Here is a 24,650-nt window from a genome sequence, read left to right on the forward strand (position 1 = left end):
TTGGAGAGCAGTCATGACGGACAGCCAGGCGGCGGTGCCGCAGCTCGCGAAGGTGCCCGCCCAGGCACCCGGGCCCGACCGCGGACCCCTGCTGAAGGTGACCGGCCTGACCCGGCACTTCCCGGTCACCAAAGGACTGCTGAAGCGCCAGGTCGGCGCCGTCCGGGCGGTCGACGGCATCGACTTCACGGTCAACGCCGGCGAGACCCTGGGCGTGGTCGGCGAGTCCGGCTGCGGCAAGTCCACCATGGGACGACTGGTCACCCGGCTCGACGAACCCACCGGCGGGCGGATCGAGTTCGAGGGCGCGGACATCACCCACCTGGGCGTCGCGGCGATGCGGCCGTACCGGCGCGACATCCAGATGATCTTCCAGGACCCGTACTCCTCGCTGAACCCCCGGCACACCATCGGCACCATCGTCGGCGCGCCCTTCCGGCTGCAGAACGTCGCCACCGAGCACGGCGTCAAGCGGGCGGTGCAGGACCTGCTGGAGCTCTGCGGCCTCAGCCCCGAGCACTACAACCGCTACCCGCACGAGTTCTCCGGCGGCCAGCGCCAGCGCATCGGCATCGCCCGGGCGCTCGCCCTGCGCCCCAAGATGATCGTCGCCGACGAGCCGGTCTCCGCGCTGGACGTCTCGATCCAGGCCCAGGTCGTCAACCTGCTGGACGACCTGCAGAAGGAGCTCGGCCTCACCTACCTGATCATCGCGCACGACCTCTCGGTGGTCCGGCACGTCTCCGACCGGGTCGCCGTGATGTACCTCGGCAAGGTGGTGGAGATCGCCGACCGGGACGCGCTGTACTCCCGGCCGATGCACCCCTACACCAACGCGCTGATGTCCGCCGTCCCGGTGCCCGACCCGCGCCGCAAGGAGCGCCGCGAGCGGATCCTGCTCACCGGCGACGTGCCCTCCCCGCTCAACCCGCCGTCCGGCTGCCGCTTCCGCACCCGCTGCTGGAAGGCCCAGGACGTCTGCGCGAGCCAGGAGCCGCCGCTCGCGGCGACCGGGGCCGGGCACCAGGTGGCCTGCCACTTCCCGGAGAACGCGGCCGAGTAGCGCGCCGCCCACCAGGTCCGTCCACCAGGTCCGCCCGGCGGGGTCCGTCCCCCCGGGCGGACCTTCGCCGTCCGCCCGGCTGACAGTGCCGGGTGGCAGGGTGGGGCCATGCTGGAAATCGCGGTGCAGGACAAGTCCGGTCGGGTCGGCGTCCGGGTCTCGGAAGACGAACTCCGCGACCTGGTACGGGACATGGGGCAGTGGAAGGGGTCCTTCCTGGTGCTCCAGCGCGTCCCCGACCTGCCGGACACCTACGCCCAGACCTGCCCGGAGGACGGGGCCTGGACGGTCGAGCACCGGGACGGCGCGCAGTCGCGGCACTTCGCGGCGCGGGTGACCGAGCTGGAGCGGGTCGCCGAGCTGCTGGTCGGATGGGCCCGGCAGGACGCCGACTGGGCGGCGGGGGAGCAGTGGGAGCGGATCGACTTCGGCCCCGACCCGGAGCCCGCGCCGCTGGAACTGTCGGCGGAGGACGAGGAGGCCCTGATCGCCGAGGTGCGGCGGCTGCTGGTGGGCGGGTACGCGACGCTCGCGCAGGCGGCCGAGGCCGCCGAGGAGTACCTGGTGGACGGGGAGCACCGGCCGGTCAGCCGGGAGCAGGCCAGGCAACTGGCCGAGCGGCTGTGGCGGGAGCGGGTCGCCGAGCAGCGCGCCTGGACCGGCGAGACCGACCCGGAGCGGCTGGCCCGGGCCTTCGCGGTACTGGACGCGGCCGGGATCACCGCCCGGGAGGACTTCACCTGCTGCGGCAGCTGCGGCTACGCCGAGATCGGGGCGGAGGCGGCGCCCGGCGCCCGCGGCTTCGTCTTCTTCCACTCCCAGAGCACCGACGGCGCGGCCGCGGGCGGCGACCTGTGGCTGCAGTACGGCGGCTTCGACGGCTCGGAGGCGACCACGGCCGCCGTCGGCCGGGAGGTCGTCGCGGCGCTGGCCGGGGTGGGCCTGGCGACCGCCTGGGACGGCGAGCCGGACGACGCGATCCGGGTCACCGGCCTGGACTGGCGCCGCCGCCTGGTCGGCTAGGCCCTTGCGCAGCTCAGGCTGTCCTTCGTACGGCGCAGCCCCGGGCCCGAGCTGTTGCCGGGGGCGGGGGCGCTGCCTTGACTGGAGCGGAATGTCCCGGCTCCCGCGCGAGGGGTAGGTCACCATGCTGTCGGCCCGCAGTCTGTTCCAGGAGATCCACGACGACGACCAGGCGTTCCGGTTGTTCTGCTCGATCGCCGCGAAGGGCGAGGACCAGGGCGGCTGGGAGAACGGCCGGATCGCCCGGCTGGTGCCCGACCCCGAGCTGGCGCCCAAGGTGGCCCGGCACGGCGCCGACGAGGACAAGCACGGCCGGATCTTCAAGGCGCTGATGCACAAGCGCGGCCTGCTGGAGCGGGACGTCCCGGACGACACCGACTACACGATGATCCTGGAGCGGCAGGGCATCGGCCTGGCGCACTCCCGGCTGCGCCGGGACGAGCCGCTGACCGAGCGGGACGTGATCACCTACCTGGCGCACAGCCGGGTGACCGAGCAGCGGGCCGCCGAGCAGATGCTGATGCTGAAGAAGATCTTCGGCGACCACCCGGACCTGGGCCGGGCGGTGCGGATGATCTCCCACGACGAGGACAACCACCTGGCGTTCTGCCACGAGGAGCTGCTGCGGCTCGCCTACCACGGGCACGGCCGGGCGATCCTGGACACCCTGCAGTCCACCGCCCGGGCCGAGATCCGCACCTACCGGGACGTCAGCCTGGCGGTGATGGCGCACCTGGGCGAGCTGCTGCGCTGGCCGAAGGCGAAGTCGGCGGCGCTGGCCGCCGGCATCCACGGGGTGTACGCGTACGAGCGGGCGGGCGGCTGGCGGCGGATGACCACGCTGAGGATGCCGGCCAGGCTGAACGCGCTGGGCGGGCCCGTGCCGCACGAGCAGTTCGCCTGACCGCCCGGCGGCGGGCCGCGGGAGGCCGGTGTGCAGACTGACCAGGTGACCTCCGAGATCTTCCCGCACAACGTCCAGCAGACCCTCGACCTGATCGGCATCTTCGTCTTCGCGCTGTCCGGCGGCCTGATGGCGGTCCGCAAGAACATGGACATCTTCGGCATCTGCGTGCTGGCCGAGGCCACCGCGCTGGGCGGCGGCGTGCTGCGGGACCTGGTGATCGGGGCGCTGCCGGTGGCCGCGTTCACCAGCTTCGGGTACTTCCCGACCCCGCTGGTCGCCGGGGTGGTGGTGTTCTTCCTGCACCCCGAGGTGGAGCGGATCACCCGGACGGTGATGGTGCTGGACGCGGCCGGCCTGGGCCTGTTCTGCGTCACCGGCACCATCAAGGCGCACACCTACGGCCTGGGCGCCGTCCCCTCGGTGGCCTGCGGCATGCTGACCGCCGCGGGCGGCGGCGTGATCCGCGACCTGCTGGCGATGGAGCCGCCCTCGCTGCTGCGCTGGGACCGCGAGATATACGCCGTCCCGGCGCTGGTCGGCTCGGCCGTGGTGGCGATCCTGATCGGGATGGGCCGGCTGACCCCGCTGTACGCCTCGCTGGCCGCCGTGGTCGCCTTCGCGATGCGGATGCTGGCGCTCAAGTACGGCTGGCGCGCACCTCGTGCTTGGCACCGCAACGGTTCTCGCACCAGCGAGGAGTAGGCGCGCCGCCGTACGCCAGCGAGATCGCCTCGACCGTGCAGAGCAGCTCCGGCAGCAGCTTGCTCAGCTCGTTCACCGAGGCGATCCGGACCGGGGCGGAGATCGAGCAGGCCGCGATGGCGGTGCCCTCGGTGCCGGCGATCGGGGCGGCGATGCAGTTCACCGCCTCCTGGTACTCGGCCTGGTCGACCGCCCAGCCGCGGCGGCGCACCTCGGTCAGCTCGGCCCGGAACTCCTCCGGGCCGCGGATCGACTGCGGGGTGCGGGCCGGGAACTCCACCTCGGCGAGGAAGGCCGTCAGCTTCTCGGCCGGCAGGTCGGCCAGCAGCACCTTGCCCGCCGCGGTGGCCACCGCGGGCGCGCGGCGGCCGATCCGGCTGGCCTCGCCGAGCCAGCTGCGGCCGTGGTCCGGGTACTTCGCCTCGACCTTGTCGAGGTACAGCACCTCGTCCTCCTCCAGCACGGACAGGTGCACGGTGTGCCCGTACCGCTCGTTCAGCACCGCCAGGTAGGGCGCGGCGACCTGCCGGATGTCGATGCCCTCCAGCGCCTGGTGGGCGAGCGCGAACAGCCGGCCGCCCAGCCGGTAGCGCTGGTCGGACTGCCGGTGGACGAAGCCGTGCTCCTGCAGGGTGCGCAGCAGCCGCAGCGCGGTGGACTTGTGCACCCCGATCCGCGCGGCGGCCTGTTCCAGCGACGCCGGACCCTCGCCGAGCGACGCCAGGATGGTCAGCGCCCGGTCGACCGTCTGGGACACGGCCCCTCCCTCTCACATCAGCGTGGCCGGAAGGCTAACGGCGCGTTGCAGAGGGTGCAATGGCCAAATCGTGACTCTTGGGCCGCCTACACTGGACCCCGCTATGGCTTACCTCGACCACGCCGCCACCACACCGATGCTGCCCGAGGCGATCGCCGCGATGACGGCGCGGTTCGGCGTCGTCGGCAACGCCTCCTCGCTGCACACCGCCGGCCGCCGGGCCCGCCGGGTGGTGGAGGAGGCCCGCGAGTCGCTGGGCGAGTCGCTGGGCGCCCGGCCCAGCGAGATCGTGCTGACCGCGGGCGGCACCGAGTCCGACAACCTGGCGGTCAAGGGCCTGTACTGGTCCCGGCGGGACGCCGATCCGGCCCGCCGCCGGGTGCTCAGCAGCCCGGTCGAGCACCACGCGGTGCTGGACGCGGTGCACTGGCTGGCCGAGCACGAGGGCGCCGAGGTCGAGTACCTGCCGGTGGACGCGCTGGGCCGGGTGCACCCCGAGGCGCTGCGCGCGGCGATCGAGCGCTCCCCGGAGACGGTCGCGCTGGTCACCGTGATGTGGGCCAACAACGAGGTCGGCACCATCCAGCCGATCCGCGAACTCGCGGCCGTCGCCGCCGAGTTCGACGTGCCGATGCACTCCGACGCGGTGCAGGCGCTGGGCCAGGTGCCGGTCTCCTTCGCGGAGTCCGGGCTGACCGCGCTGACCGTCACCGGCCACAAGGTCGGCGGCCCGTACGGCGTCGGCGCGCTGCTGCTGGCCCGCACCGCCAAGCCCGTCCCGCTGCTGCACGGCGGCGGCCAGGAGCGGGACGTCCGCTCCGGGACGCTGGACGCGCCCGGCTCGGCCGGGTTCGCGGTGGCCGCCGCGCTGGCCGTCGAGCGCCAGCCCCGGTACGCGGCCGCGGTGGCCGCGCTGCGCGACGAACTGCTCGCGGTGGTCCGCTCGGCCGCGTCCGACGCGGTGCTCAACGGCGACCCGGCGGCGGACGGGCGGCTGCCCGCGAACGCGCACTTCTCCTTCCCCGGCTGCGAGGGCGACGCGCTGCTGATGCTGCTGGACGCGGCCGGCGTGGAGTGCTCGACCGGCTCGGCCTGCTCGGCGGGCGTCCCGCAGCCCAGCCACGTGCTGCTGGCGATGGGCGTCGAGCCCGAGTCGGCCCGCGCCTCGCTGCGCTTCTCGCTCGGCCACACCTCCACCGCCGCCGACGTGGCGGCGCTGGCCGCCGCGCTGCCCGGCGCGGTGGAGCGGGCCCGGCGGGCCGGGCTGGTGCGCGCCCGCTGAGGCCGACGTTTCGTTCCTGACGAAACCTTCTGCTTCCGGACGTATTCTGGGGGGATGGACACCCCCTTGCCCGAGCGCACCGTCCGCGACCTCACCGGGATGCTGGTGCAGGCCGCGCACGCGATGAACACCCGGCTGTCGCTGGCCCTGGCCGAGATCGACAGCTCCCCGCGCAAGCACTGCGTGCTGCTGCACGCCCTGGAGGCGGAGCGCACCCAGTCCCAGCTGGCCGCGATCGCCGGCCTGGACAAGACCACCATGGTGGTCACCGCCGACGAGCTGGAGCGGGACGGCCTGGCCGAGCGCCACCCGTCCGCGACCGACCGGCGGGTGAAGGTCATCCGCGTCACCCCGGCCGGCGCCGAGCTGGTGCGGCGCGGCGAGGTGATCGTCGACCGGGTGCACGGGGAGGCGCTGGGCGAGCTGTCGGCCGGGGAGCGGCAGGTGTTCGTGGACGCGCTGGACCGGCTGCAGCAGGCGACCGAGTTCCCGCTGGCCGGGGAGGGCGGCGTGGTGCGCAGGCTGCGGCGGGCCCGGCAGGGGTAGCCCGCGCACCGTTCCGCTCTGGATCGTCTACTACAAAACTATCTGCTACGGTTTCTCTTGTCGGGGGAGCGCGTCCGCGCTCCCCACGGGAGGGGAGAGACCCATGTCCGAGAACTCGTCACGCGCCCGCTGGCTGGCCCTCGCGGTGGTGTGCGCCGGGATGCTGATGGTGATCCTGGACGGGTCCATCACCACCGTCGCGCTGCCCGCCATCCAGGCCGACCTGCACATCGGGACGGCCGGACTGACCTGGGTCGTCGACGCCTACGTCGTCGCCTTCGGCGGCCTGCTGCTGCTCGCCGGACGCCTCGGCGACCTGCTCGGCCGCCGCCGCGTCTACCTCGCCGGGATCGCCGCCTTCACCGCCGCCTCCGTGCTGTGCGGCCTCGCGGTGAACTCCGGGACGCTGATCGCCGCCCGCTTCCTCCAGGGCGCGGGCGGGGCGATGGCCTCCGCCGTCGGCCTCGGCATGGTCGTCGCGCTCTTCCCCGACCCCGCCGAACGGGCCAGGGCCTTCGGCGCCGTCGGCTTCACCGGCGCCGCCGGCGCCTCGCTCGGCCAGGTCCTCGGCGGCGTCCTCACCCAGGGCCTCGGCTGGCACTGGATCTTCTTCATCAACCTGCCGATCGGCGCCGCCGCCCTGCTCGCCGGACGCCGACTGCTCGCCGACGACCGCGGCCCCGGCCTCAAGGCCGGCGCCGACGCCCCCGGCGCCGCCCTGGTCACCGCCGGACTGATGCTCGGCGTCTACACCATCGTCGAGGGCGGCCCGGCCGGCTGGACCTCCGCCCGCACCCTCGCCACCGGCGCCGCCGCCCTCGTCCTGCTCGCCGCCTTCCTGCTCCGGCAGGCCCGCACCGCCACCCCGCTGCTCCCGCCGCGGATCCTCGCCCGGCGCACCACCGCGCTCGCCAACCTGATCCAACTCCTCATGCTGGCCGCCCTGTTCGGCTTCCAGATCCTGCTCGCCCTGTACCTCCAGCAAGTCCAGCACTACAGCGCCCTCGCCACCGGCCTGGCCATGCTGCCCGCCGCCCTCACCATCGCCGCCGTCTCGCTGCTGCTCGCCGCCCGCACCATCGCCCGGCTCGGCGAACGCCGCACCCTGCTGCTCGGGCTGATCCTGCTCACCGCCGGCATCGCCCTGCTCACCCGGCTCCCCGCCGGACACCTCTCCTACGCCGCCGACGTGCTGCCCACCCTGCTCAGCGCCGCCGGGTTCGGCCTCGCCGCCACCGCCCTCACCGCCCTCGGCATGGCCGACGCACGGCCCGAGGACGCCGGCCTGCTCTCCGGCCTGCTCAACACCACCCAGCAGGTCGGCGCCGCGCTCGGCGTCGCCGTCCTCACCGCGCTGGCCGCCGGGCGCGGCACCGGCGGCTTCCACCTCGCCTTCGGCACCGCCGCCGCGCTGCTGGCCGCCGCGTTCCTGCTGGCCCTCGCGCTGCCCCGGCACCGGGCGGCGCCTCCCGCCGGAGCCGCCGCCGCCGGAGCCGGAGCCGCCGCCGAGCCGCCCGTGCTGACCCACGGCTGACCCGCGGCTGACCCGCGACCGATCCACGGCCGGCCGCCGGGGCGCGACCCGACCCCGTTACGCTTGGAGGCACCATGACTGACTTCCCCGGCGCCCCGACCACCCCGTCCACCGGCCGCCTGCGCGTGCTCGCCGCGATGTCCGGCGGCGTCGACTCCGCCGTCGCCGCCGCCCGGGCCGTCGAGGCCGGCCACGAGGTGACCGGCGTCCACCTGGCGCTCGCCAGCAACCCGCAGTCCTTCCGCACCGGTGCCCGCGGCTGCTGCACCCTGGAGGACTCCCGGGACGCCCGCCGCGCCGCCGACGTGATCGGCATCCCGTTCTACGTCTGGGACTTGGCGGAACGCTTCCGCGAGGACGTGATCGACGACTTCGTCGCCGAGTACGCGGCCGGCCGCACCCCCAACCCCTGCCTGCGCTGCAACGAGAAGATCAAGTTCGCCGCGCTGCTCGACAAGGCCGTCGCGCTCGGCTTCGACGCCGTCTGCACCGGCCACTACGCCCGGATCGTCGACCACCCCGACGGCACCCGCGAACTGCACCGCGCCGCCGACGCCGCCAAGGACCAGTCGTACGTCCTCGGGGTGCTCGACGCCGACCAGCTCGCCCACTCGCTCTTCCCGCTCGGCGACACCACCAAGGACGTCATCCGGGCAGAGGCCGAGCGGCGCGGCCTGGCCGTCGCCAAGAAGCCCGACAGCCACGACATCTGCTTCATCGCCGACGGCGACACCCAGGGCTTCCTGGCCGAGCGCCTCGGCACCGCCCCCGGCGACATCCTCGACGCCGACGGCACCAAGCTCGGCGAGCACGACGGCGCCTACGGCTTCACCATCGGCCAGCGCAAGGGCCTGCGGCTCGGCCGGCCCGCCGCCGACGGCAAGCCCCGCTACGTCCTCGACATCTCCCCGGTCGACAACACCGTCACCGTCGGCCCGGTCGAAGGACTCGACGTGCACGCCCTCACCGCCATCCGCCCCCGCTGGTGCGGCACCCCCGCCGCCGGCGAGGGCCGCTACACCGCCCAGCTGCGGGCGCACGGCGAGGAGGTGCCGGTCACCGCCGTGCTGGGCGAGGACGAACTGCACGTCCGGCTCGACACCCCCGCCCGCGGCATCGCCCCCGGCCAGGCCGTGGTGCTCTACGACGGCACCCGGGTGGTCGGCTCGGCCACCATCGCGAGCACCGAGCGGGCCGTCGGGGTCTAGCACCCCACTTCGGCGTCGGATTCGTCCAGGTGTGACAGCGGCGGCATCGTGACCACCTCGCCGCGCAGCGCTCGGCGCAGGGTGTCGCGCAGCCGTTCGTCGTCCAGGACCGTCCGGTAGTCGCCGAGCCAGGACAGTCGGCGGTCGAGCGCGAGGACGTGGGCGGCGGCGGTCCGGACCTCGGGGGAGAGCGGGCCGCGCCGGGACAGGGCGCAGACGGCCCAGGTGCCGCGCAGGTACGGGGCGGGGCTCTCGTGGACCAGGCGGACCGGCGGGGTCCGGAGCAGTCCGCGCGCCATCGCCTCCAGGTCCGAGGGCGGCTCGGGGGCGTCGGCCGGGCCGCCCCAGGCCGCCAGCAGCCGGGCGCCCGGGTGGTAGTGCGGCCAGGCGTGCGACTCGCCCTCCCGGGCCCACTCGGCGACCTGCGGGCGCAGCGCCGCCGCGTGCTCGCGCAGCGGGAGCAGCGCGTCGTACGGTTCGGGACGGCGCGGGTCGCCGCGTACGTAGCCCCGGCCGTTCTCCCGTTCCACCGCCGTACCAGGCCGGGCAGGACGCGCGGGTCGCCGAGCCGGGCCAGCGCCCACCGGGCCTGGTCGGCGGTGGTGCCGTCGAGGAACTCGTCGCCGTCGGTGTCCGCCAGCCGGGCGTGCAGCGCGTCGGCGTACGGGGCGGCCGCGCGGCCCAGCACGGCGAGGGCGGCCGCGGCCCGGTGCCGGACCTCCGGGGCGGGCGAGGACAGCAGCGCGCCGGCGGTGGCGGGCCAGAGCGGGCCGGTGGACGGGACGTCCAGCAGCGGGCGCCAGCCGGCCTCCAGCGCGGCCGCGCACAGCTCCGGGCGGCCCGCGTCCCGGGCGTCCCGGGCCAGCCGGACGGAGAGGTGCGCGGCGAGACGCGGCGGCAGTGACCAGGCGATCGAGGCGACCTCCCGTCCCAACTCGGCCCGGTAGTCCTCGTCGGGCCGGTCCCACAGCCGCTCGACCGCCGCGGGCGCCGCCGGGTCGAGGACGGCCGCCACCCACTGGTCGGCCCAGCGCTCCGGCTCGGCGGCGTCCAGCGCGGCCAGCCCCCACAGCGCGGCCAGCCGGTGGGCGGCGGCGTCCGGGCCGTCCGCGCCGTGCAGGGTGTCGGTGAGCAGGGCGCGGGCCGCGTCGTCGGCCGGGTCGGCCACCGCACCCAGGCGTTGCAACTGCCTTACCCGCAGCCAGGGTTCGGTCTCCAGCGGGATCCGCGCCAGCAGTGGCCCGGCCCGCTCCACCAGGTGCACGGCCGTGTCGCGCACCGCTGGGTCCGGGTCGTCGAGCAGCGGCTCCAGGGCGGTGCGGTGCTCGCGCCAGGCGGCGGCCCAGCCGTGCGCGTGGCGCTCGGCGGCCTCCTGCCGGCCGACGCCGACCAGCAGCACCAGGGCGCTCAGCAACTGCTCCCGGTTCGGCAGGTCCGGGGCACGGACCAGGGCGATCAGGAAGGGCAGCGCGGCGGGCGCGGCCGGTTCCATGCCCTTGTTCCAGTGGTACAGCGCCGGAACGACCGGCTCGCCCCGGGCGGCCCGCCGCAGTTGCTCCAGCACCGGTTCGCGGGCCCACACCGTCAACCGCCGCCACGCTTCGTCCACTGCCGTCACGCGCGGCATGGTGACAGGCCGGGGAGCGGTGGGCCAGGGGTTTTCCGGAGGGCTGCCGGGAGGGCGGGGCGCCGCCGTGCCGCCGCCCGCGTTCGGGACCGGGAGCTGCCGCGCCCAGCCGGGGCGGTCCGCAAACGGTTTGACCCGGGTGCACCGGCCGGTGATAGGACTGGGAGCACTATGAACATCACGGTCTTCTGCTCCGCCAACTCCCTCGACGACACGTACACCGCCCCGGCGGCCGAGTTCGCCCGGCTGCTCGGCGAGGCCGGGCACACCCTGGTGTGGGGCGGTTCGCACGCCGGGCTGATGGGCGAGCTCGCCGACGGGGTCAAGGCCGCCGGCGGGCGGCTGGTGGGGATCTCGGTGGAGTTCCTGCGGCACAAGGCGTACGAGGGCGCGGACGAGCTGGTGACCATGCCGGACCTGCCGACCCGGAAGGCCGAGCTGCTGGCGCACGGGGACGCGCTGGTGGTGCTGGTCGGCGGGATCGGCACGCTGGACGAGATCACCGAGGTGCTGGAGCTGAAGAAGCACGGCCTGCACGACAAGCCGGTGGTCGTCCTCGACACCGAGGGCTTCTACACCGGCCTGCGCCTCCAGCTGGAGCGGATGGACGCCGAGGGCTTCCTGCCCCGTCCGCTCGCCGAGCTGGTGGCCTTCGCGCGGACCCCGGCCGAGGTGTTCGCCCACCTGTCCGCACACCAGCCCCAGTAAGGAAGACCGCCTTGGGTGTCCACCTGATCACCGGTGCCGGCTCCGGCATCGGCGCCGTCGTCGCCGACAAGCTCACCGCCCGCGGCGAGGAGCTCTGGCTGCTCGTCCGCGACGCCCGCCGCGCCGCCCAGTTGCGCGAGCGCTACCCCGACGCGCGGACCCTGGTCGGCGACCTGGACGACCCGGCCAAGCTGTCCTGGGCCTTCGGCCACCAGACGCTGCCGGTCGAGCTCGACTCGCTGCTGCACGTCGCCGGGGTGGTCGAGCTCGGCACCATCGCCGAGACCCCGGTCAAGGCGTGGCAGCACCAGCTCAACGTCAACGCCGTCGCGCCCGCCGAGCTGACCAGGCTGCTGCTGCCCTCGCTGCGGCTGGCCCGCGGCCACGTGGTGTTCGTCAACTCCGGCGCCGGGCTGCGCGCCGACCCGACCTGGGGCTCGTACGCGGCCAGCAAGTTCGCGGTGCGGGCGCTGGCCGACGCGCTGCGGCAGGAGGAGCACGCCAACGGCGTCCGGGTGACCAGCGTCTACCCGGGCCGTACGGCCACCCCGATGCAGCAGAAGGTGCACCAGCAGGAGGGCGCGGAGTACGACCCGGCGCGCTGGATCGCGCCGGAGTCGGTGGCCACCGCCGTCCTCACCGCGATCGACCTGCCCCGGGACGCCGAGATCACCGAGATCACCGTCCGCCCCGGCCGGTAGCACGAGCACGAGCACGAGCACGAGCACGGGGGCGCGGGCCGTTTCCCGCGCCCCCCGCCGGGCTCGTAGGCTCTCCCCGTGACTGACGTGGACGTTTTCGCGGAGCTGGCCGGGGCGGCGACCGGGATCGGCTCGATGCCCGGCGGCGACGCCCGGGACACGGCCCGGGGCGTGGCCGCCGAGCTGGAGCAGCTCCCGCACCTGCCCGAACTGCCCGCCCGCGGCCCGGGCGCCGACATGATCGGCCGGGGCGCCGGACTGCTCACCGAGCTGTTCGTGCAGACCGAGCCGAGCGGCTGGCGCTTCACCGACCGCCCCGGACGCGACACCAGGCGGGCGGTGTCCTGGCTCGGCGAGGACCTCGACGCCCTGGAGGAGTACACCCAGGGCTACACCGGCCCGCTCAAGGTGCAGGCCGTCGGGCCGTGGACGCTGGCCGGCTCGATCGAACTGCGGCACGGCGAGAAGGCGCTCAGCGACCCCGGCGCCTGCCGCGACCTGGCCGGCTCGCTCACCGACGGCCTGCGCCGCCACCTCGCCGACGTCCGCCGCCGGGTCCCCGGCGCCACCGTCGTGCTGCAACTGGACGAGCCGCTGCTGCCCGCCGTGCTGGCCGGCTCGGTGAAGACGGCCAGCGGCTTCCAGCGGCTGCGCGCGGTCGACCGCCAACTCGCCGAGCACGCCCTGCGCGAGCTGATCGGCGGCCTCGACGCGCCCGTCCTGGTGCACAGTTGCGCGCCCGGGGTGCCGATCCCGCTGCTGCGCCGGGCCGGTGCCGCCGGGATCAGCCTGGACTTCGGCCTGCTGACCGAGCGCGACGACGACGACCTCGGCGAGGCCGTCGAGGGCGGCACGCTGCTGCTCGCCGGTGTGGTGCCGTCCACTGACGCGGAAAGGTCCGACCCGGCCGGTAGTGTCCAGGGTGTCAGGACGCTGTGGCGCCGGCTCGGTCTGGCCCCCGAACTGCTGGGCCGCCGGGTCGTGGTGACTCCCACGTGCGGGCTGGCGGGGGCCTCCCCGGCGTACGCGCGGCGGGCGCTGGCCACCGCGGTCCGCGCCGCCCGGAGCCTGGTGGACAACCCGGAGTAGCGAGCGAGGAGGACGGCGCGGTGGCGGCTGTGGAGGGCTGGGAGGACGTCCCGGCGGAGGTGCGGACGCGGCACGCCGAACTGGCGACCGAGATCGAGGAGCACCGCTCCCGGTACTACGAGCAGGACGCGCCGGTCGTCACCGACGCCGAGTTCGACGCGCTGATGCGCGAGCTGGAGGCCCTGGAGGCCGCGCACCCGGCGCTGGCGACGCCCGACTCGCCGACCCGGAAGGTCGGCGGCGCGCCCACCGCGCTGTTCGCCCCGGTCGAGCACCGCGAGCGGCTGCTCAGCCTCGACAACGCGATGGACGACGCGGAGCTCGCCGCCTGGGCCGAGCGGGTCGCCGCCGAGCTGGCCGGCATCGACTACCACTACCTGTGCGAGCTGAAGGTCGACGGCCTGGCCGTCAACCTGACGTACGAGCGCGGCGTGCTGGTGCGGGCCGCCACCCGCGGCGACGGCCGGGTCGGCGAGGACATCACCCCCAACGTCCGCACCATCGAGGGCGTCCCGCACCGGCTGCGCGGCGAGGACCTGCCGGAGCTGGTGGAGGTCCGCGGCGAGGTGTACTTCCCCACCGCCGAGTTCGAGGCGCTGAACGCCTCCTTCGAGGCCGAGAACGCCCGCCGCCGGCAGGAGAACGAGGAGCGCGCCAAGGAGGGCAAGCGGCCCCGGGCGCTGATCCGGCTGTTCATGAACCCGCGCAACGCCGCGGCCGGCTCGCTCCGGCAGAAGGACCCGCTGATCACCGCCGCCCGCCCGCTGCGGCTGGTGGTGCACGGCATCGGCGCCCGGACCGGCTTCGACATCGACAACCAGTCGCACGCCTACGACCTGCTGCGCGGCTGGGGCCTGCCCACCGCCCGGCACAACGCGGTGGTCGGCACGCTCGACGAGGTGCGGGCGTTCATCGCGCGGTTCGGCGAGCGGCGGCACTCGGTCGAGCACGAGATCGACGGCGTGGTGGTCAAGGTCGACGAGATCGCCCTCCAGGGCCGGCTCGGCGCCACCTCCAAGTCGCCGCGCTGGGCGATCGCCTGGAAGTACCCGCCGGAGGAGGTCACCGGCCGGCTCACCGACATCAGGATCGGCATCGGCCGCACCGGCCGGGCCACCCCGTACGCGGTGCTGGAGAAGCCGGTGAAGGTGGCCGGCTCGATGGTGCAGTACGCCACCCTGCACAACCAGCAGGTGGTCAAGGCCAAGGGCGTGCTGCTCGGCGACACCGTCGTGCTGCGCAAGGCCGGCGACGTCATCCCGGAGATCGTCGGCCCGGTCCACGACCTGCGGGACGGCGGCGAGCGGGAGTTCGTGATGCCCGCCGACTGCCCGGAGTGCGGCAGCGGGCTGCGCCCGATGTCCGAGGGCGACATCGACCTGCGCTGCCCCAACACCCGCTACTGCCCGGCCCAGATCCGCGAGCGGGTCGCCTTCCTGGCCGGCCGCAACTGCCTGGACGTCGAGGGCTTCGGCTACGTCGCCGCCACCGCGCTCACCCAGCCGCTGGAGCCGACCGAGCCGCCGGTGCGCGACGAGGGCGACATCTTCGGCCTCACCGAGGAGCGGCTGCTGCCGATCCGGGTGCTGGTCCGCGACCCGCGGACCAGCATGCCCAAGCTGGACGACGAGACCGGCGAGCAGAAGGAGGTGTTCTTCTTCGCGAACAACGCGGGCACCGCCCGGAAGGACACCACCGCCCTGCTCGACAACCTGCGCGCCGCCCGGACCAGCCCGCTCTGGCGCTTCCTGAACGGCCTGTCGATCCGGCACGTCGGCCCGGTCGCCGCCCAGGCGCTGGCCCGCGAGTTCCGCGACCTCGACCGGGTCTTCGCCGCCGACGAGACCGAGCTGACCGCCGTCGAGGGCATCGGGCCGACCATCGCCCGGGCCGTCAAGGAGTGGTACGCCGAGGACTGGCACCGGGAGATCCTGGAGAAGTGGCGCGCCGCCGGCGTGGTCTTCACCGAGGAGGCCGAGGAGCTCGGCGAACGCCCGCTGGAGGGCCTCACCGTGGTGGTCACCGGCACGCTGGCCGGCCACACCCGGGACGGCGCCAAGGAGGCGCTCGCCTCGCGCGGCGCCAAGGTCACCGGCTCGGTGTCGAAGAAGACGCATTTCGTGGTGGCCGGAGACAATCCAGGCTCGAAGTACGACAAGGCGGTGCAGCTGGGCCTCCCGGTGCTGGACGACGCCGGATTCGCCGTCCTGCTGGAGCGGGGCGCGGACGCGGCCCGGGCGCACCTCGGCCTGGAGCCGCTCGGCGGCGCGGACGGGGGCGCGGACGGCGCGCGGGAGGCGGGCGGGGCGGCCGCCGCGACCGGCGGTGCGGGGACGAACGAGGCCGACGCGGTGGGGGAGAATGCCGGTGAAGAGACGGTGAAGAAGGTTTCCTGACCGGTCGTTATCGTCCTGATGCCGCGCCAGTCGGGTGTTCGAGAAGGAAATCGGGCATTGTGTCACTGAACAACGCGCGGATATGACGTAGCGCTCAGAGGTGGCCCGAAAGTGCGCCCGGGTGGGGCACCCCGGCATACCCTGGGCGCTACGAACTGTCAGCAGGAGTGTGTGGTTCCGGCTTTCCCGCCGGCGCCCCGGGGACACGCCCTCGTCTGACGTCCACCGGCACCTCTGAGGAGAGGGGTGCCTCACCGTGAGGCGGCCCCGCCGGGGGGCGGGCCCGACGGAGGACTGGGCTTATGGATCGTACGACCGGCGGCGCGCCCACACGCCCGCCGCAGGGGGTGGCAGGGGCGGTCCTGCTGCTCGGCGTGCTGCTGGCCGGGGCCGCGCCGCTCATCCCGCTGGCCGTCCTGGTGTACCGCTACGAACCCGAACTGCTCCCGCTGTTCGCGGTTCCGCTCGCCGTGCTGGTCGCCGCCTGGCGGATCGCCCGGGACCGGGCGCGGGACCAGCTCACCGACCCGCTGACCGACCTGCCCAACCGGCAGGCCCTGCTGATCGCCACCCAGGAGGCACTCGCCCGGCACGAAACCGAACCCGGCCACGGCGTCGGGCTGATCCTGCTCGACCTGGACCGCTTCCGCTCGCTCAACGACGCCCTCGGCCACACCGCGGGCGACCGGCTGCTGGTGCACATCGCGCGCCGGCTGCACCGCGCCCTGCGCACCGGCGCCGGCCACCCCAGGGACGGCGAGGACGCCACCGTGCTGCCCCCGCCGGTCGGCCGCGGCGAACGCCCGGTGGTCGCCCGGATGGGCGGCGACGAGTTCGCCGTGCTGCTGCCCGGGGTGGGCGACACCGAGGTGCTGGAACGGATCGCGCAGGCCCTGATCGCCGAACTGGCCGCGCCGATCCGGCTGGACGGCTTACTGCTCGTCCTGGAGGCCAGCGCCGGGGTGTGCGCCTACCCGACGCACGCCCCGGACGCAGAATCGCTTCTGCGCCGGGCGGACGTCGCGATGGGCCACGCCCAGCACAGCCGCAGCGGCGTCGAGTGCTACGACGAGGCCCGCGACCTCGACACCCCGTACCGGATCGGCCTGCTCGGCGACCTGCGCCGGGCCATCGAGATGAGCGAGGTGCAGCTGCACTACCAGCCCAAGGTGGCCTTCGACGGCAGCGTCGTCGGCCTGGAGGCGCTGGTCCGCTGGGACCGGGCCGGGCAGGGGAGGGTCGCGCCGGACGAGTTCATCGCCCTCGCCGAGTCCTCCGGGCTGATGCCCCGGCTCACCGACTACGTGCTGGAGAGCGCCGTCGGGCAGATCGCCCGCTGGCGCCACCAGGGCCTGATGGTGCCGGTCGCCGTCAACGTCTCGCCGCGCGACGTCCTCAACCCCGGCTTCGCCGCCCGGGTCGCCGGACACCTCACCCGGCACCAGGTGCCGGCCGCCGCGCTCCAGCTGGAGATCACCGAACGGCTGCTGCTCGACGACAGCCGGCGGGCCGCCGACACCCTCGCCGAACTGCGGCGCTACGGCGTCCGGATGTCGCTGGACGACTTCGGCACCGGCCACTCCTCGCTGGTGCGGCTGCGCAGCCTGCCGGTCGGCGAGCTCAAGATCGACCGCTCCTTCGTCTCCCGGATGGTCGCCGACGACCACGACGCCGCCGTGGTGCGCTGCTCGGTCGAGCTCGCCCACTCGCTCGGGCTGACCGTGGTCGCCGAGGGCGTCGAGGACGACGAGACCTGGGAGCGCCTGCACGACATGGGCGTGGACGCCGTCCAGGGCTGGCTGGTCTCCGCGGCGCTGCCCGCCGACCAGGCCACCGCCTGGCTGCTGGTGCGCCGCAACGACGCGCCGCCGGTGGAGTCGCTGCCGCGCTAGCCGCGGCCGCCGCAGGGGGGCCGCCCGGGAACGCGATCCCGGGCGGCCCCCCTTCTGCCCATAGGATGGCCCCTTAGGACCGAAAGGACGGGTGTGCCCAGGGCCGCCCGGTCTACCAGAACTCACCCTTGAGGATCGCTGCATGCCTGGCATCACGCGCGAGGAGGTCGCCCACCTCGCCCGGCTGTCGCGTCTGGAGTTGCAGGCGGAGGAGTTGGACCACTTCGCCGAGCAGCTCGACGTGATCATCGGCGCGGTCGCCCGCGTTTCCGAGGTCGCGGGGCAGGACGTCCCGCCGACCTCGCACCCCCTCCCGCTCACCAACGTGATGCGGGCGGACGAGGTGCGGCCGTCGCTGACCCCGGAGCAGGCCCTGTCCGGCGCCCCGGCCAGCGAGGACCAGCGTTTCCGCGTGCCGCAGATCCTCGGGGAGGACTGACCGAGATGACCGAGCTGATCAAGTACACGGCGGCCGAGACCGCCACCGCGATCGCCAAGGGCGAGGTCACGGCCGTCGAGGTCGCCCAGGCCCACCTGGACCGGATCGACGCCGTCGACAAGAAGGTCAACGCCTTCCTGCACGTCGACCACGAGGGCGCGCTGGCCGCGGCCCGCGCCGTCGACGCCAAGCGCGCCTCCGGCGCCGAGCTGGGCCCGCTGGCCGGCGTGCCGCTCGCGCTCAAGGACGTCTTCACCACCAAGGGCATGCCGACCACCTGCGGCTCGAAGATCCTCGAGGGCTGGGTGCCGCCGTACGACGCCACCCTGACCAAGCGCCTCAAGGACGCCGACGTCGTCATCCTCGGCAAGACCAACATGGACGAGTTCGCGATGGGCTCCTCCACCGAGAACTCCGCCTACGGCCCGACCGGCAACCCCTGGGACCTCGGCCGGATCCCCGGCGGCTCCGGCGGCGGCTCGGCGGCCGCGCTGGCCGCCTTCGAGGCGCCGCTGGCGATCGGCACCGACACCGGCGGCTCGATCCGCCAGCCCGGCGCCGTCACCGGCACCGTCGGCGTCAAGCCGACCTACGGCTCGGTGTCCCGCTACGGCCTGGTCGCGTTCTCCTCCTCGCTGGACCAGGGCGGCCCGTGCGCCCGCACCGTGCTCGACACCGCCCTGCTGCACGAGGCGATCGCCGGCCACGACCCGCTCGACTCCACCTCCATCGACGCCCCCGTCCCGGACGTGGTCGCCGCCGCCCGGATGCGCGACGTGCGCGGCATGCGGATCGGCGTCGTCAAGGAGTTCGCCGGCGAGGGCTACCAGGCCGGCGTCATGCAGCGCTTCGAGGAGTCCGTCGAGCTGCTGCGCGAACTGGGCGCCGAGGTCGTCGAGGTCTCCTGCCCGTCCTTCACGCTGGCGATGCCCGCCTACTACCTGATCGCCCCGTCCGAGGCGTCCTCGAACCTCGCCCGGTTCGACGCGATGCGCTACGGCCTGCGGGTCGGCGACGACGGCACCCGCTCCGCCGAGCAGGTCACCGCGCTCACCCGGGAGGCCGGCTTCGGCGCCGAGGTCAAGCGCCGCATCATCCTCGGCACCTACGCGCTGTCCTCCGGCTACTACGACGCCTACTACGGCTCCGCGCAGAAGGTCCGCACCCTGATCTCGCGGGACTTCGACGCCGCCTTCGCGGGCGTGGACGTGCTGGTCTCCCCGACCACCCCGACCACCGCCTTCCCGCTCGGCGAGCGCACCGACGACCCGCTGGCGATGTACCTCGCCGACCTGTGCACCATTCCCTCGAACCTCGCCGGCAACGCGGCCATGTCGCTGCCCTGCGGCCTCGCCCCGGAGGACAATCTCCCGGTCGGCCTGCAGATCATCGCCCCCGCGATGGCGGACGACCGCCTCTACCGTGTGGGCGGCGCCGTCGAGGCCGCGCTCAACGACAAGTGGGGCCACGCCCTGCTGGAGGAGGCACCGGCACTGTGAGCAAGATCGAGAAGGCCAAGGGCTGGAAGCACTCGAAGCCCGGACTGTGGCTGTCCATCGGCACCAGCGCCTTCGGCGCGATCTCCATCGCCAAGGACATCCGCGGCGCCCGCGCCGACAACGACACCCTCAAGCTGATCAACGCCGTGGTCGGCGCCGCCGCCCTGATCACCGGCACCGCGCTCCTCGTCCGCGAGCTCAAGCGTCTCGGCGACGACGACGTCCTGCTCGGCTGAACACCCATGATGGAAGAAGGGACGCTGTGAGCGTCATGAGCCTGGTCTCCTACGAGGAGGCTCTCGCCTCGTACGACCCGGTGATGGGCCTTGAGGTCCACGTCGAGCTGGGTACCAAGACCAAGATGTTCTGCGGCTGCTCCACCGAGCTGGGGGCCGAGCCGAACGCGCAGACCTGCCCGACCTGCCTCGGCCTGCCCGGCTCGCTGCCGGTGGTCAACGCGGTCGGCGTGGAGTCGGCGATCCGGATCGGGCTCGCGCTGAACTGCGAGATCGCCGAGTGGTGCCGGTTCGCCCGGAAGAACTACTTCTACCCGGACATGCCGAAGAACTTCCAGACCAGCCAGTACGACGAGCCGATCGCCTTCAACGGCTACCTCGACGTGCAGCTGGAGGACGGCGAGGTCTTCCGGGTGCAGATCGAGCGCGCCCACATGGAGGAGGACACCGGCAAGTCCACCCACGTCGGCGGCGCCACCGGCCGGATCCACGGCGCGGAGTACTCGCTGCTGGACTACAACCGGGCCGGCATCCCGCTGATCGAGATCGTCACCAAGCCGATCGAGGGCGCGGGCCACCGGGCCCCCGAGGTCGCCAAGGCGTACGTCGCCGAACTGCGCGAGCTGATCAAGGCGCTGGGCGTCTCCGAGGCCCGGATGGACAAGGGCCAGATGCGCTGCGACGTCAACCTGTCGCTGCGGCCCCACGGCACCGAGACCTTCGGCACCCGCAGCGAGACCAAGAACGTCAACTCGCTGCGCAGCGTCGAGCGGGCCGCCCGGTTCGAGATCCAGCGGCACGCCACCGTCCTCGGCGACGGCGGCACCATCGTCCAGGAGACCCGGCACTTCCACGAGGAGGACGGCTCCACCACGGCTGGCCGGATCAAGGACAACGCCGAGGACTACCGGTACTTCCCCGAGCCCGACCTGGTGCCGGTCGCCCCGGCCCGGGAGTGGGTCGAGGAGCTGCGGGCCGCCCTGCCCGAGCTGCCCCGGGTCCGCCGGGCCCGGCTGCAGGCCGAGTGGGGCCTGAGCGACCAGGACATGCAGTCGGTGCTCAACGCCGGCGCGGTGGAGCCGATCTCGGAGACCATCGCGGCCGGCGCCCCCGCCGACCAGGCCCGCAAGTGGTGGATGGGCGAGCTGGCGCGGCGCGCCAACGAGACCGGCACCGAGCTGTCCGAGCAGCCGATCACCCCGGCCCAGGTGGCCCGGGTGTGCGCGCTGGTCGCCGAGGGCAAGCTCAACGACAAGCTGGCCCGCCAGGTCATCGAGGGCGTCCTGGCCGGCGAGGGCGAGCCGGACGAGGTCGTCGCCAAGCGCGGCCTCGCCGTGGTCTCGGACGACTCCGCGCTCGGCGCGGCCGTCGACCAGGCCATCGCCGACAACCCGGACGTCGCCGCGAAGATCCGCGACGGCAAGGTCCAGGCGGTGGGCGCGCTGGTCGGCGCGGTCATGAAGACCACCCGCGGGCAGGCCGACGCGGCGCGGGTCAAGGACCTGATCCTGGAGAAGCTGGCATAAGGAGCGCCTTAGGCGGTACGGAGGCGGCTAAGGAGGCTCCTTAGCCGCCTGCGGGCCCGGTGCCCGCCCCCGACGGGGGCGGGCACCGGCGTTTGCGCGGCCGGCGGGCCGCGGGGATCGGGCAGGTTCCCGATGTCGCGCACCCCCCTGGGGGCGGAGGCTTGACCCCGGAACGCGACGAGGGGAAACACGCGATGTACGAGTACGAGCTGTTCAAGGTACGGGAACGCGAACTGCACGGCCGGGCCGCCGCCGAGCGGCTGGCCCGCGAGGCGGTCGCCGCCGCGGGGGAGCGCGGCGGGCTGGTCCGCCGGGTGGTGCGGGCGGTGCGCCGGGCGCCCGCGGCGCCGGCCGCGCGGGTCGCGGAGCAGGGCCGCTCCGGCGCCGTGGCGGGCTGCGCGGGATGACCGCCGGGCCCGGCCCGTCCACCGGTCGGGATAACCGTTCGGCCGCGTTCGACGGCTGTGGCATGCTCGCGGACATGGAGCAGACAGTCAGCCCGGTGTTCGTCGGACGCGGCCGGGAGACCGGCCTGCTCGCCGCCGCGCTGGACCGGGCGGGGGCGGGGGAGCCGCAGGCCGTGCTGGTCGGCGGCGAGGCGGGGGTCGGGAAGACCCGGCTGATCGAGGAGTTCCTGGCCCAGGCCGAGGCGGACGGCGCGGTCACCGCGCTCGGCGCCTGCCTGGAGGTCGGCGCCGAGGGCCTGCCCTACGGGCCGCTCTCGGCCGCGCTGCGCCGCCTGCACCGGCGCCTGGGGCCGGAGTTGGACGCGGCGGCGGCCGGCCTGGAGGGCCACCTGGCCCGGCTGCTGCCGGACTTCGGCGAGGCCGACGGCGAGGGCAACGACGAGTACGGCCGGGCCCGGCTGTTCGAGCACACCGCCCGGCTGTTCGAGCGGCTCAGCGAGGGGCGGACGCTGCTCCTCGCGATCGAGGACCTGCACTGGTCCGACCGCTCCACCCGGGAACTGCTCGCCTACCTGGTCCGCACCCTGCACCGCTCCCGGGTGCTGATCGTCGCCACCTACCGCACCGACGACCTGCACCGCCGGCACCCGCTGCGGCCCTTCCTGGCCGAGCTGGAGCGGCTGCGCACCGTCCAGCGGCTCGAACTCGAACGGCTCGACCGGCCCGAGGTGGCCGCCCAACTCGCGGGCATCCTCGGCCCTCAGGCCCCCGGACGGGACGTGGTGGACCGGATCCACCGCCGCTCCGAGGGCAACCCGTTCTTCGTCGAGGAACTCGCCACCGCCTACCGCGACGGCTGCCTGGCCTGCGTCACCGAGTCGCTCCGCGACATCCTGCTGGTCCGGGTCGAGGCGCTGCCCGAGGAGACCCAGCGGATCGTCCGGATCGCCGCCGAGGGCGGCTCCCGGATCGAGCACGCCCTGCTCGCCGCCGTCGTCGCGGAGAGCGGCGCGGGCGGCGAGGACGCGCTGATCTCCGCGCTGCGCACCGCCGTCGGCGCCAACATCCTGCGCCCCGACACCGACGGCGAGGGCTACCGGTTCCGGCACGCGCTGGTCCGCGAGGCGGTCTCCGACGACCTGCTGCCCGGCGAACGGCGGGCCGTCAACCGGCGGTTCGCCACCGTCCTGGAGGCCGACCCCGAACTGGTCCGGGCCGAGCAGCGCACCGCCCGGCTCGCCGACTACTGGTACCGCGCCCACCAGCCCGCCCGCGCGCTGCCCGCCGCCCTGGACGCGGCCCGGGTCGCCCGCCGGCGCAACGCCTTCGCCGAACAGCTCACCATGCTCGAACGCGCCATCGAACTCTGGGAGACCGTCGCCGAACCGGCCCTCGCCACCACCCTGCGCCCGCACGACTGGGCCGACACCTACCCGCCGTGCGCCTGCGACGACGGCGAGCACGACGGCTGCGACCGGCTGCAACTCGTCGACGTGCTCGCCGAGGCGGTGGTCGCCGCCCGCCGGGCCGGCGACCGCGACCGCGGCCAGAGCCTGGCCCGCCGCGCCCTCGCCCTGGTCGACGAGGAGCGCAACCCGCTGCGCGCCGCCTGGTTCCGGCTCCAGCGCGCCAAGATGCTCGACCACCTCAAGCGGCTCGGCGGCCTGGAGGAGATCACGTACGCCCAGCGCCTGGTCCGCGACCTCGGCCCGACCGCCGTGCAGGCCGAGGCGCTCGCCCTGGAGGCCGCGCACGGCCTGCTCCGCAGCCCGGGCACCGAGGCGGTGGCCACCGCCGAGCGCGCCGTCGAGATCGCCCGGCAGGTCGACGCGCCCTCCGTCGAGGTGCACGCCCGGGTCACCCTGGCCGGCCTGCTCGGCGACTTCGACGACCCCGAGCGCGCCGTCGCCCTGCTCACCGAAGCCGTCGAACAGGCCCGGCCGCTCGGCAACGACGACGTCTACACCCGCGGCCTGAACAACCTCGCCAGCATGCTGCTCTCCTACGGCCGCGCCGCCGACGCCGTCACCGCCGCCCGCGAGGGCCTGGACGCCGCCCGGCGCAGCGGACTGCTGCTCAACACCGGCCCGATCCTCACCGGCAACCTCGCCGAGGCGCTGCTCGCGGTCGGCCGCACCGCGGAGGCCGCCGCCGTCCTCGCCGACTGGGACGACAAGCCCGAAGCCGACACCCACGGCGAGTTCATGGACCGGCTGCGCGGCGAACTCGCCCTGCTGCGCGGCGAGTTCGCCGAGGCCGAGACGCACTGGAAGGCCGCCCAGGCCAGCGGCGGCGGCGGCGCCCAGCCCCAGCACGTGCTGCCCACCGCCGCCCTCGGCATCCGGCTCGCCGTCCGCCTCGGCCGCCCCGAGCAGGCCCGCGAACGGCTCGCCGAAGCCCTCGACGGCACCGTCCTGGCCGGCCAGGACGGGCACCTGTTCCCACTGCTCACGCACGCCGCCGAAGCCGAGGCCGACCAGTACCCGCGCACCCCCGACGGCGAGGCCGCGCTCGCCCGGATCGCCGACCTCGCCGACCGGCTCACCCCGCGCTGCGCCCTCGACCGCGGCTGGGCCGCCCTGCTGGCCGGCGAACTCGCCCGCGCCGCCGGCCGCCCCACCGCCGCCCACCGGCGGACCGCCCTCGCCGAACTGCGCACCACCGCCCTGCCCGGACCGCTCACCCGCGCCCTGCTCCGCACCGCCGAGGACGCCGCCGCCGGCGGCGACCGGGAGGAGGCCGCCGCGCTGCTCCGCGAGGCCGCCGAACTGGCCGACCGCGGCGGCGACCTGACCACCCGGCGGGACGCCGCGCTGCTCGCCGAGCGGCTCGGCCTCGGCGCCCGCAAGGGGGCCCCCGCCGAGGAAGGCCTCGGCCTCACCCCGCGCGAGCGCGACGTGCTGCGCCAGCTCGCCCGCGGCCGCAGCAACCGGCAGATCGCCGAGCAGCTGTTCATCTCGCCGAAGACCGCCAGCGTGCACGTCTCCAACATCCTGGCCAAGCTCGCCGTCGGCGGCCGCGGCGAGGCCGCCGCGCTGGCCCACCGGCTGCGGTTGTTCCCGGAGGAGGCCGGCGCCGGGGGGTCCTGACGGGCCGCCCCCTCCACGT

General features: G+C 74.6%; 21 protein-coding genes. 19 read left to right on the forward strand and 2 right to left on the reverse strand.

Annotated elements, in window-relative coordinates; genetic code table 11:
- Positions 1-13: 13 nt before the first annotated feature.
- The 4 genes from KSE_RS25155 to KSE_RS25170 all read left to right on the forward strand — a co-directional run bounded on the left by KSE_RS25155 (position 14) and on the right by KSE_RS25170 (position 3,695).
- Positions 14-1,063, forward strand: coding sequence for an ABC transporter ATP-binding protein (locus KSE_RS25155; RefSeq protein WP_014138173.1), 1,050 nt, complete (start codon positions 14-16; stop codon positions 1,061-1,063).
- A 108-nt stretch (positions 1,064-1,171) separates the two neighbouring features.
- Positions 1,172-2,086, forward strand: a complete 915-nt coding sequence (locus tag KSE_RS25160) for a DUF6891 domain-containing protein (RefSeq protein WP_014138174.1) — start codon at positions 1,172-1,174, stop codon at positions 2,084-2,086.
- Between the two features lie 124 nt (positions 2,087-2,210).
- Positions 2,211-2,990, forward strand: coding sequence for a hypothetical protein (locus KSE_RS25165; RefSeq protein WP_014138175.1), 780 nt, complete (start codon positions 2,211-2,213; stop codon positions 2,988-2,990).
- A 45-nt stretch (positions 2,991-3,035) separates the two neighbouring features.
- Entirely contained in the window at positions 3,036-3,695 is a 660-nt protein-coding gene (locus KSE_RS25170) for a trimeric intracellular cation channel family protein (protein ID WP_033259132.1), read from the forward strand.
- On the opposite strand, the gene KSE_RS25175 is transcribed toward KSE_RS25170, so the two are convergent.
- Positions 3,631-4,452, reverse strand: coding sequence for an IclR family transcriptional regulator (locus tag KSE_RS25175; RefSeq protein WP_014138177.1), 822 nt, complete (start codon positions 4,450-4,452; stop codon positions 3,631-3,633). The genes KSE_RS25170 and KSE_RS25175 overlap by 65 nt on opposite strands.
- A 103-nt stretch (positions 4,453-4,555) precedes the next feature.
- Here KSE_RS25175 and KSE_RS25180 point away from each other — a divergent pair, with 103 nt between their 5' ends.
- The 4 genes from KSE_RS25180 (at position 4,556) to mnmA (ending at position 9,022) form a co-directional block, all read left to right on the forward strand.
- Positions 4,556-5,734: a cysteine desulfurase family protein gene (locus tag KSE_RS25180; protein ID WP_014138178.1), complete on the forward strand. Its 1,179-nt coding sequence runs from the start codon at positions 4,556-4,558 to the stop codon at positions 5,732-5,734.
- Positions 5,735-5,788: 54 nt separating this feature from the next.
- Entirely contained in the window at positions 5,789-6,280 is a 492-nt protein-coding gene (locus KSE_RS25185; RefSeq protein WP_014138179.1) for a MarR family winged helix-turn-helix transcriptional regulator, read from the forward strand.
- A gap of 103 nt (positions 6,281-6,383) precedes the next feature.
- Positions 6,384-7,814, forward strand: a complete 1,431-nt coding sequence (locus KSE_RS25190; RefSeq protein WP_014138180.1) for an MFS transporter — start codon at positions 6,384-6,386, stop codon at positions 7,812-7,814.
- Positions 7,815-7,888: 74 nt separating this feature from the next.
- Positions 7,889-9,022: a tRNA 2-thiouridine(34) synthase MnmA gene (gene mnmA, locus KSE_RS25195; protein ID WP_014138181.1), complete on the forward strand. Its 1,134-nt coding sequence runs from the start codon at positions 7,889-7,891 to the stop codon at positions 9,020-9,022.
- Here mnmA and KSE_RS25200 read toward each other — a convergent pair.
- A complete protein-coding gene (locus tag KSE_RS25200) occupies positions 9,019-9,552 on the reverse strand; it encodes a hypothetical protein (RefSeq protein WP_014138182.1) in 534 nt (177 codons plus the stop codon). The genes mnmA and KSE_RS25200 overlap by 4 nt on opposite strands.
- Positions 9,553-10,820: 1,268 nt before the next feature.
- On the opposite strand from KSE_RS25200, the gene KSE_RS25210 reads away from it, so the two are divergent.
- From KSE_RS25210 to KSE_RS25260, 11 genes are all read left to right on the forward strand, one after another.
- On the forward strand, positions 10,821-11,357 hold the full coding sequence (locus KSE_RS25210; RefSeq protein ID WP_014138183.1) for an LOG family protein: 537 nt from the start codon (positions 10,821-10,823) through the stop codon (positions 11,355-11,357).
- Between the two features lie 11 nt (positions 11,358-11,368).
- Positions 11,369-12,058 (forward strand): SDR family oxidoreductase, encoded by a 690-nt coding sequence (locus KSE_RS25215; RefSeq protein WP_014138184.1) that lies wholly within the window; start codon positions 11,369-11,371, stop codon positions 12,056-12,058.
- Positions 12,059-12,193: 135 nt separating this feature from the next.
- Positions 12,194-13,147 carry a methionine synthase gene (locus KSE_RS25220; protein ID WP_051055952.1) on the forward strand — a complete coding sequence of 318 codons (954 nt, stop codon included), beginning with the start codon at positions 12,194-12,196 and terminating at the stop codon, positions 13,145-13,147.
- 20 nt (positions 13,148-13,167) lie between these two features.
- The gene (ligA, locus tag KSE_RS25225; protein WP_106437724.1) at positions 13,168-15,543 is read left to right on the forward strand and encodes an NAD-dependent DNA ligase LigA; all 2,376 of its coding nucleotides are present in this window, start codon (positions 13,168-13,170) and stop codon (positions 15,541-15,543) included.
- Between the two features lie 302 nt (positions 15,544-15,845).
- Complete coding sequence (locus KSE_RS25230; RefSeq protein WP_051055374.1) at positions 15,846-17,435, forward strand: putative bifunctional diguanylate cyclase/phosphodiesterase; 1,590 nt, start codon at positions 15,846-15,848, stop codon at positions 17,433-17,435.
- A gap of 142 nt (positions 17,436-17,577) precedes the next feature.
- Entirely contained in the window at positions 17,578-17,874 is a 297-nt protein-coding gene (gene gatC / locus KSE_RS25235; RefSeq protein WP_014138188.1) for an Asp-tRNA(Asn)/Glu-tRNA(Gln) amidotransferase subunit GatC, read from the forward strand.
- A gap of 5 nt (positions 17,875-17,879) precedes the next feature.
- Positions 17,880-19,373: an Asp-tRNA(Asn)/Glu-tRNA(Gln) amidotransferase subunit GatA gene (gene gatA, locus KSE_RS25240; protein WP_014138189.1), complete on the forward strand. Its 1,494-nt coding sequence runs from the start codon at positions 17,880-17,882 to the stop codon at positions 19,371-19,373.
- Entirely contained in the window at positions 19,370-19,609 is a 240-nt protein-coding gene (locus KSE_RS25245; protein WP_014138190.1) for a hypothetical protein, read from the forward strand. The genes gatA and KSE_RS25245 overlap by 4 nt, the downstream gene beginning before the upstream one ends.
- A 26-nt stretch (positions 19,610-19,635) precedes the next feature.
- A complete protein-coding gene (gene gatB, locus KSE_RS25250; protein WP_014138191.1) occupies positions 19,636-21,135 on the forward strand; it encodes an Asp-tRNA(Asn)/Glu-tRNA(Gln) amidotransferase subunit GatB in 1,500 nt (499 codons plus the stop codon).
- 194 nt (positions 21,136-21,329) lie between these two features.
- Positions 21,330-21,542: a hypothetical protein gene (locus tag KSE_RS25255; protein WP_033259125.1), complete on the forward strand. Its 213-nt coding sequence runs from the start codon at positions 21,330-21,332 to the stop codon at positions 21,540-21,542.
- A gap of 74 nt (positions 21,543-21,616) precedes the next feature.
- Positions 21,617-24,631: a helix-turn-helix transcriptional regulator gene (locus tag KSE_RS25260; RefSeq protein WP_231873223.1), complete on the forward strand. Its 3,015-nt coding sequence runs from the start codon at positions 21,617-21,619 to the stop codon at positions 24,629-24,631.
- The last annotated feature ends 19 nt before the right edge of the window (positions 24,632-24,650 follow it).

This window comes from Kitasatospora setae KM-6054 (assembly GCF_000269985.1).
Classification (GTDB): domain Bacteria; phylum Actinomycetota; class Actinomycetes; order Streptomycetales; family Streptomycetaceae; genus Kitasatospora; species Kitasatospora setae.

Bases quoted from the DNA above. Each gene is read 5' to 3' on its own strand.
- KSE_RS25155 (WP_014138173.1), top strand. From the start codon at position 14: ATGACGGACAGCCAGGCGGCGGTGCCGCAGCTCGCGAAGGTGCCCGCC.
- KSE_RS25160 (WP_014138174.1), top strand. From the start codon at position 1,172: ATGCTGGAAATCGCGGTGCAGGACAAGTCCGGTCGGGTCGGCGTCCGG.
- KSE_RS25165 (WP_014138175.1), top strand. From the start codon at position 2,211: ATGCTGTCGGCCCGCAGTCTGTTCCAGGAGATCCACGACGACGACCAG.
- KSE_RS25180 (WP_014138178.1), top strand. From the start codon at position 4,556: ATGGCTTACCTCGACCACGCCGCCACCACACCGATGCTGCCCGAGGCG.
- KSE_RS25185 (WP_014138179.1), top strand. From the start codon at position 5,789: ATGGACACCCCCTTGCCCGAGCGCACCGTCCGCGACCTCACCGGGATG.
- KSE_RS25190 (WP_014138180.1), top strand. From the start codon at position 6,384: ATGTCCGAGAACTCGTCACGCGCCCGCTGGCTGGCCCTCGCGGTGGTG.
- mnmA (WP_014138181.1), top strand. From the start codon at position 7,889: ATGACTGACTTCCCCGGCGCCCCGACCACCCCGTCCACCGGCCGCCTG.
- KSE_RS25210 (WP_014138183.1), top strand. From the start codon at position 10,821: ATGAACATCACGGTCTTCTGCTCCGCCAACTCCCTCGACGACACGTAC.
- KSE_RS25220 (WP_051055952.1), top strand. From the start codon at position 12,194: ATGCCCGGCGGCGACGCCCGGGACACGGCCCGGGGCGTGGCCGCCGAG.
- KSE_RS25230 (WP_051055374.1), top strand. From the start codon at position 15,846: ATGGATCGTACGACCGGCGGCGCGCCCACACGCCCGCCGCAGGGGGTG.
- gatC (WP_014138188.1), top strand. From the start codon at position 17,578: ATGCCTGGCATCACGCGCGAGGAGGTCGCCCACCTCGCCCGGCTGTCG.
- gatA (WP_014138189.1), top strand. From the start codon at position 17,880: ATGACCGAGCTGATCAAGTACACGGCGGCCGAGACCGCCACCGCGATC.
- KSE_RS25255 (WP_033259125.1), top strand. From the start codon at position 21,330: ATGTACGAGTACGAGCTGTTCAAGGTACGGGAACGCGAACTGCACGGC.
- KSE_RS25260 (WP_231873223.1), top strand. From the start codon at position 21,617: ATGGAGCAGACAGTCAGCCCGGTGTTCGTCGGACGCGGCCGGGAGACC.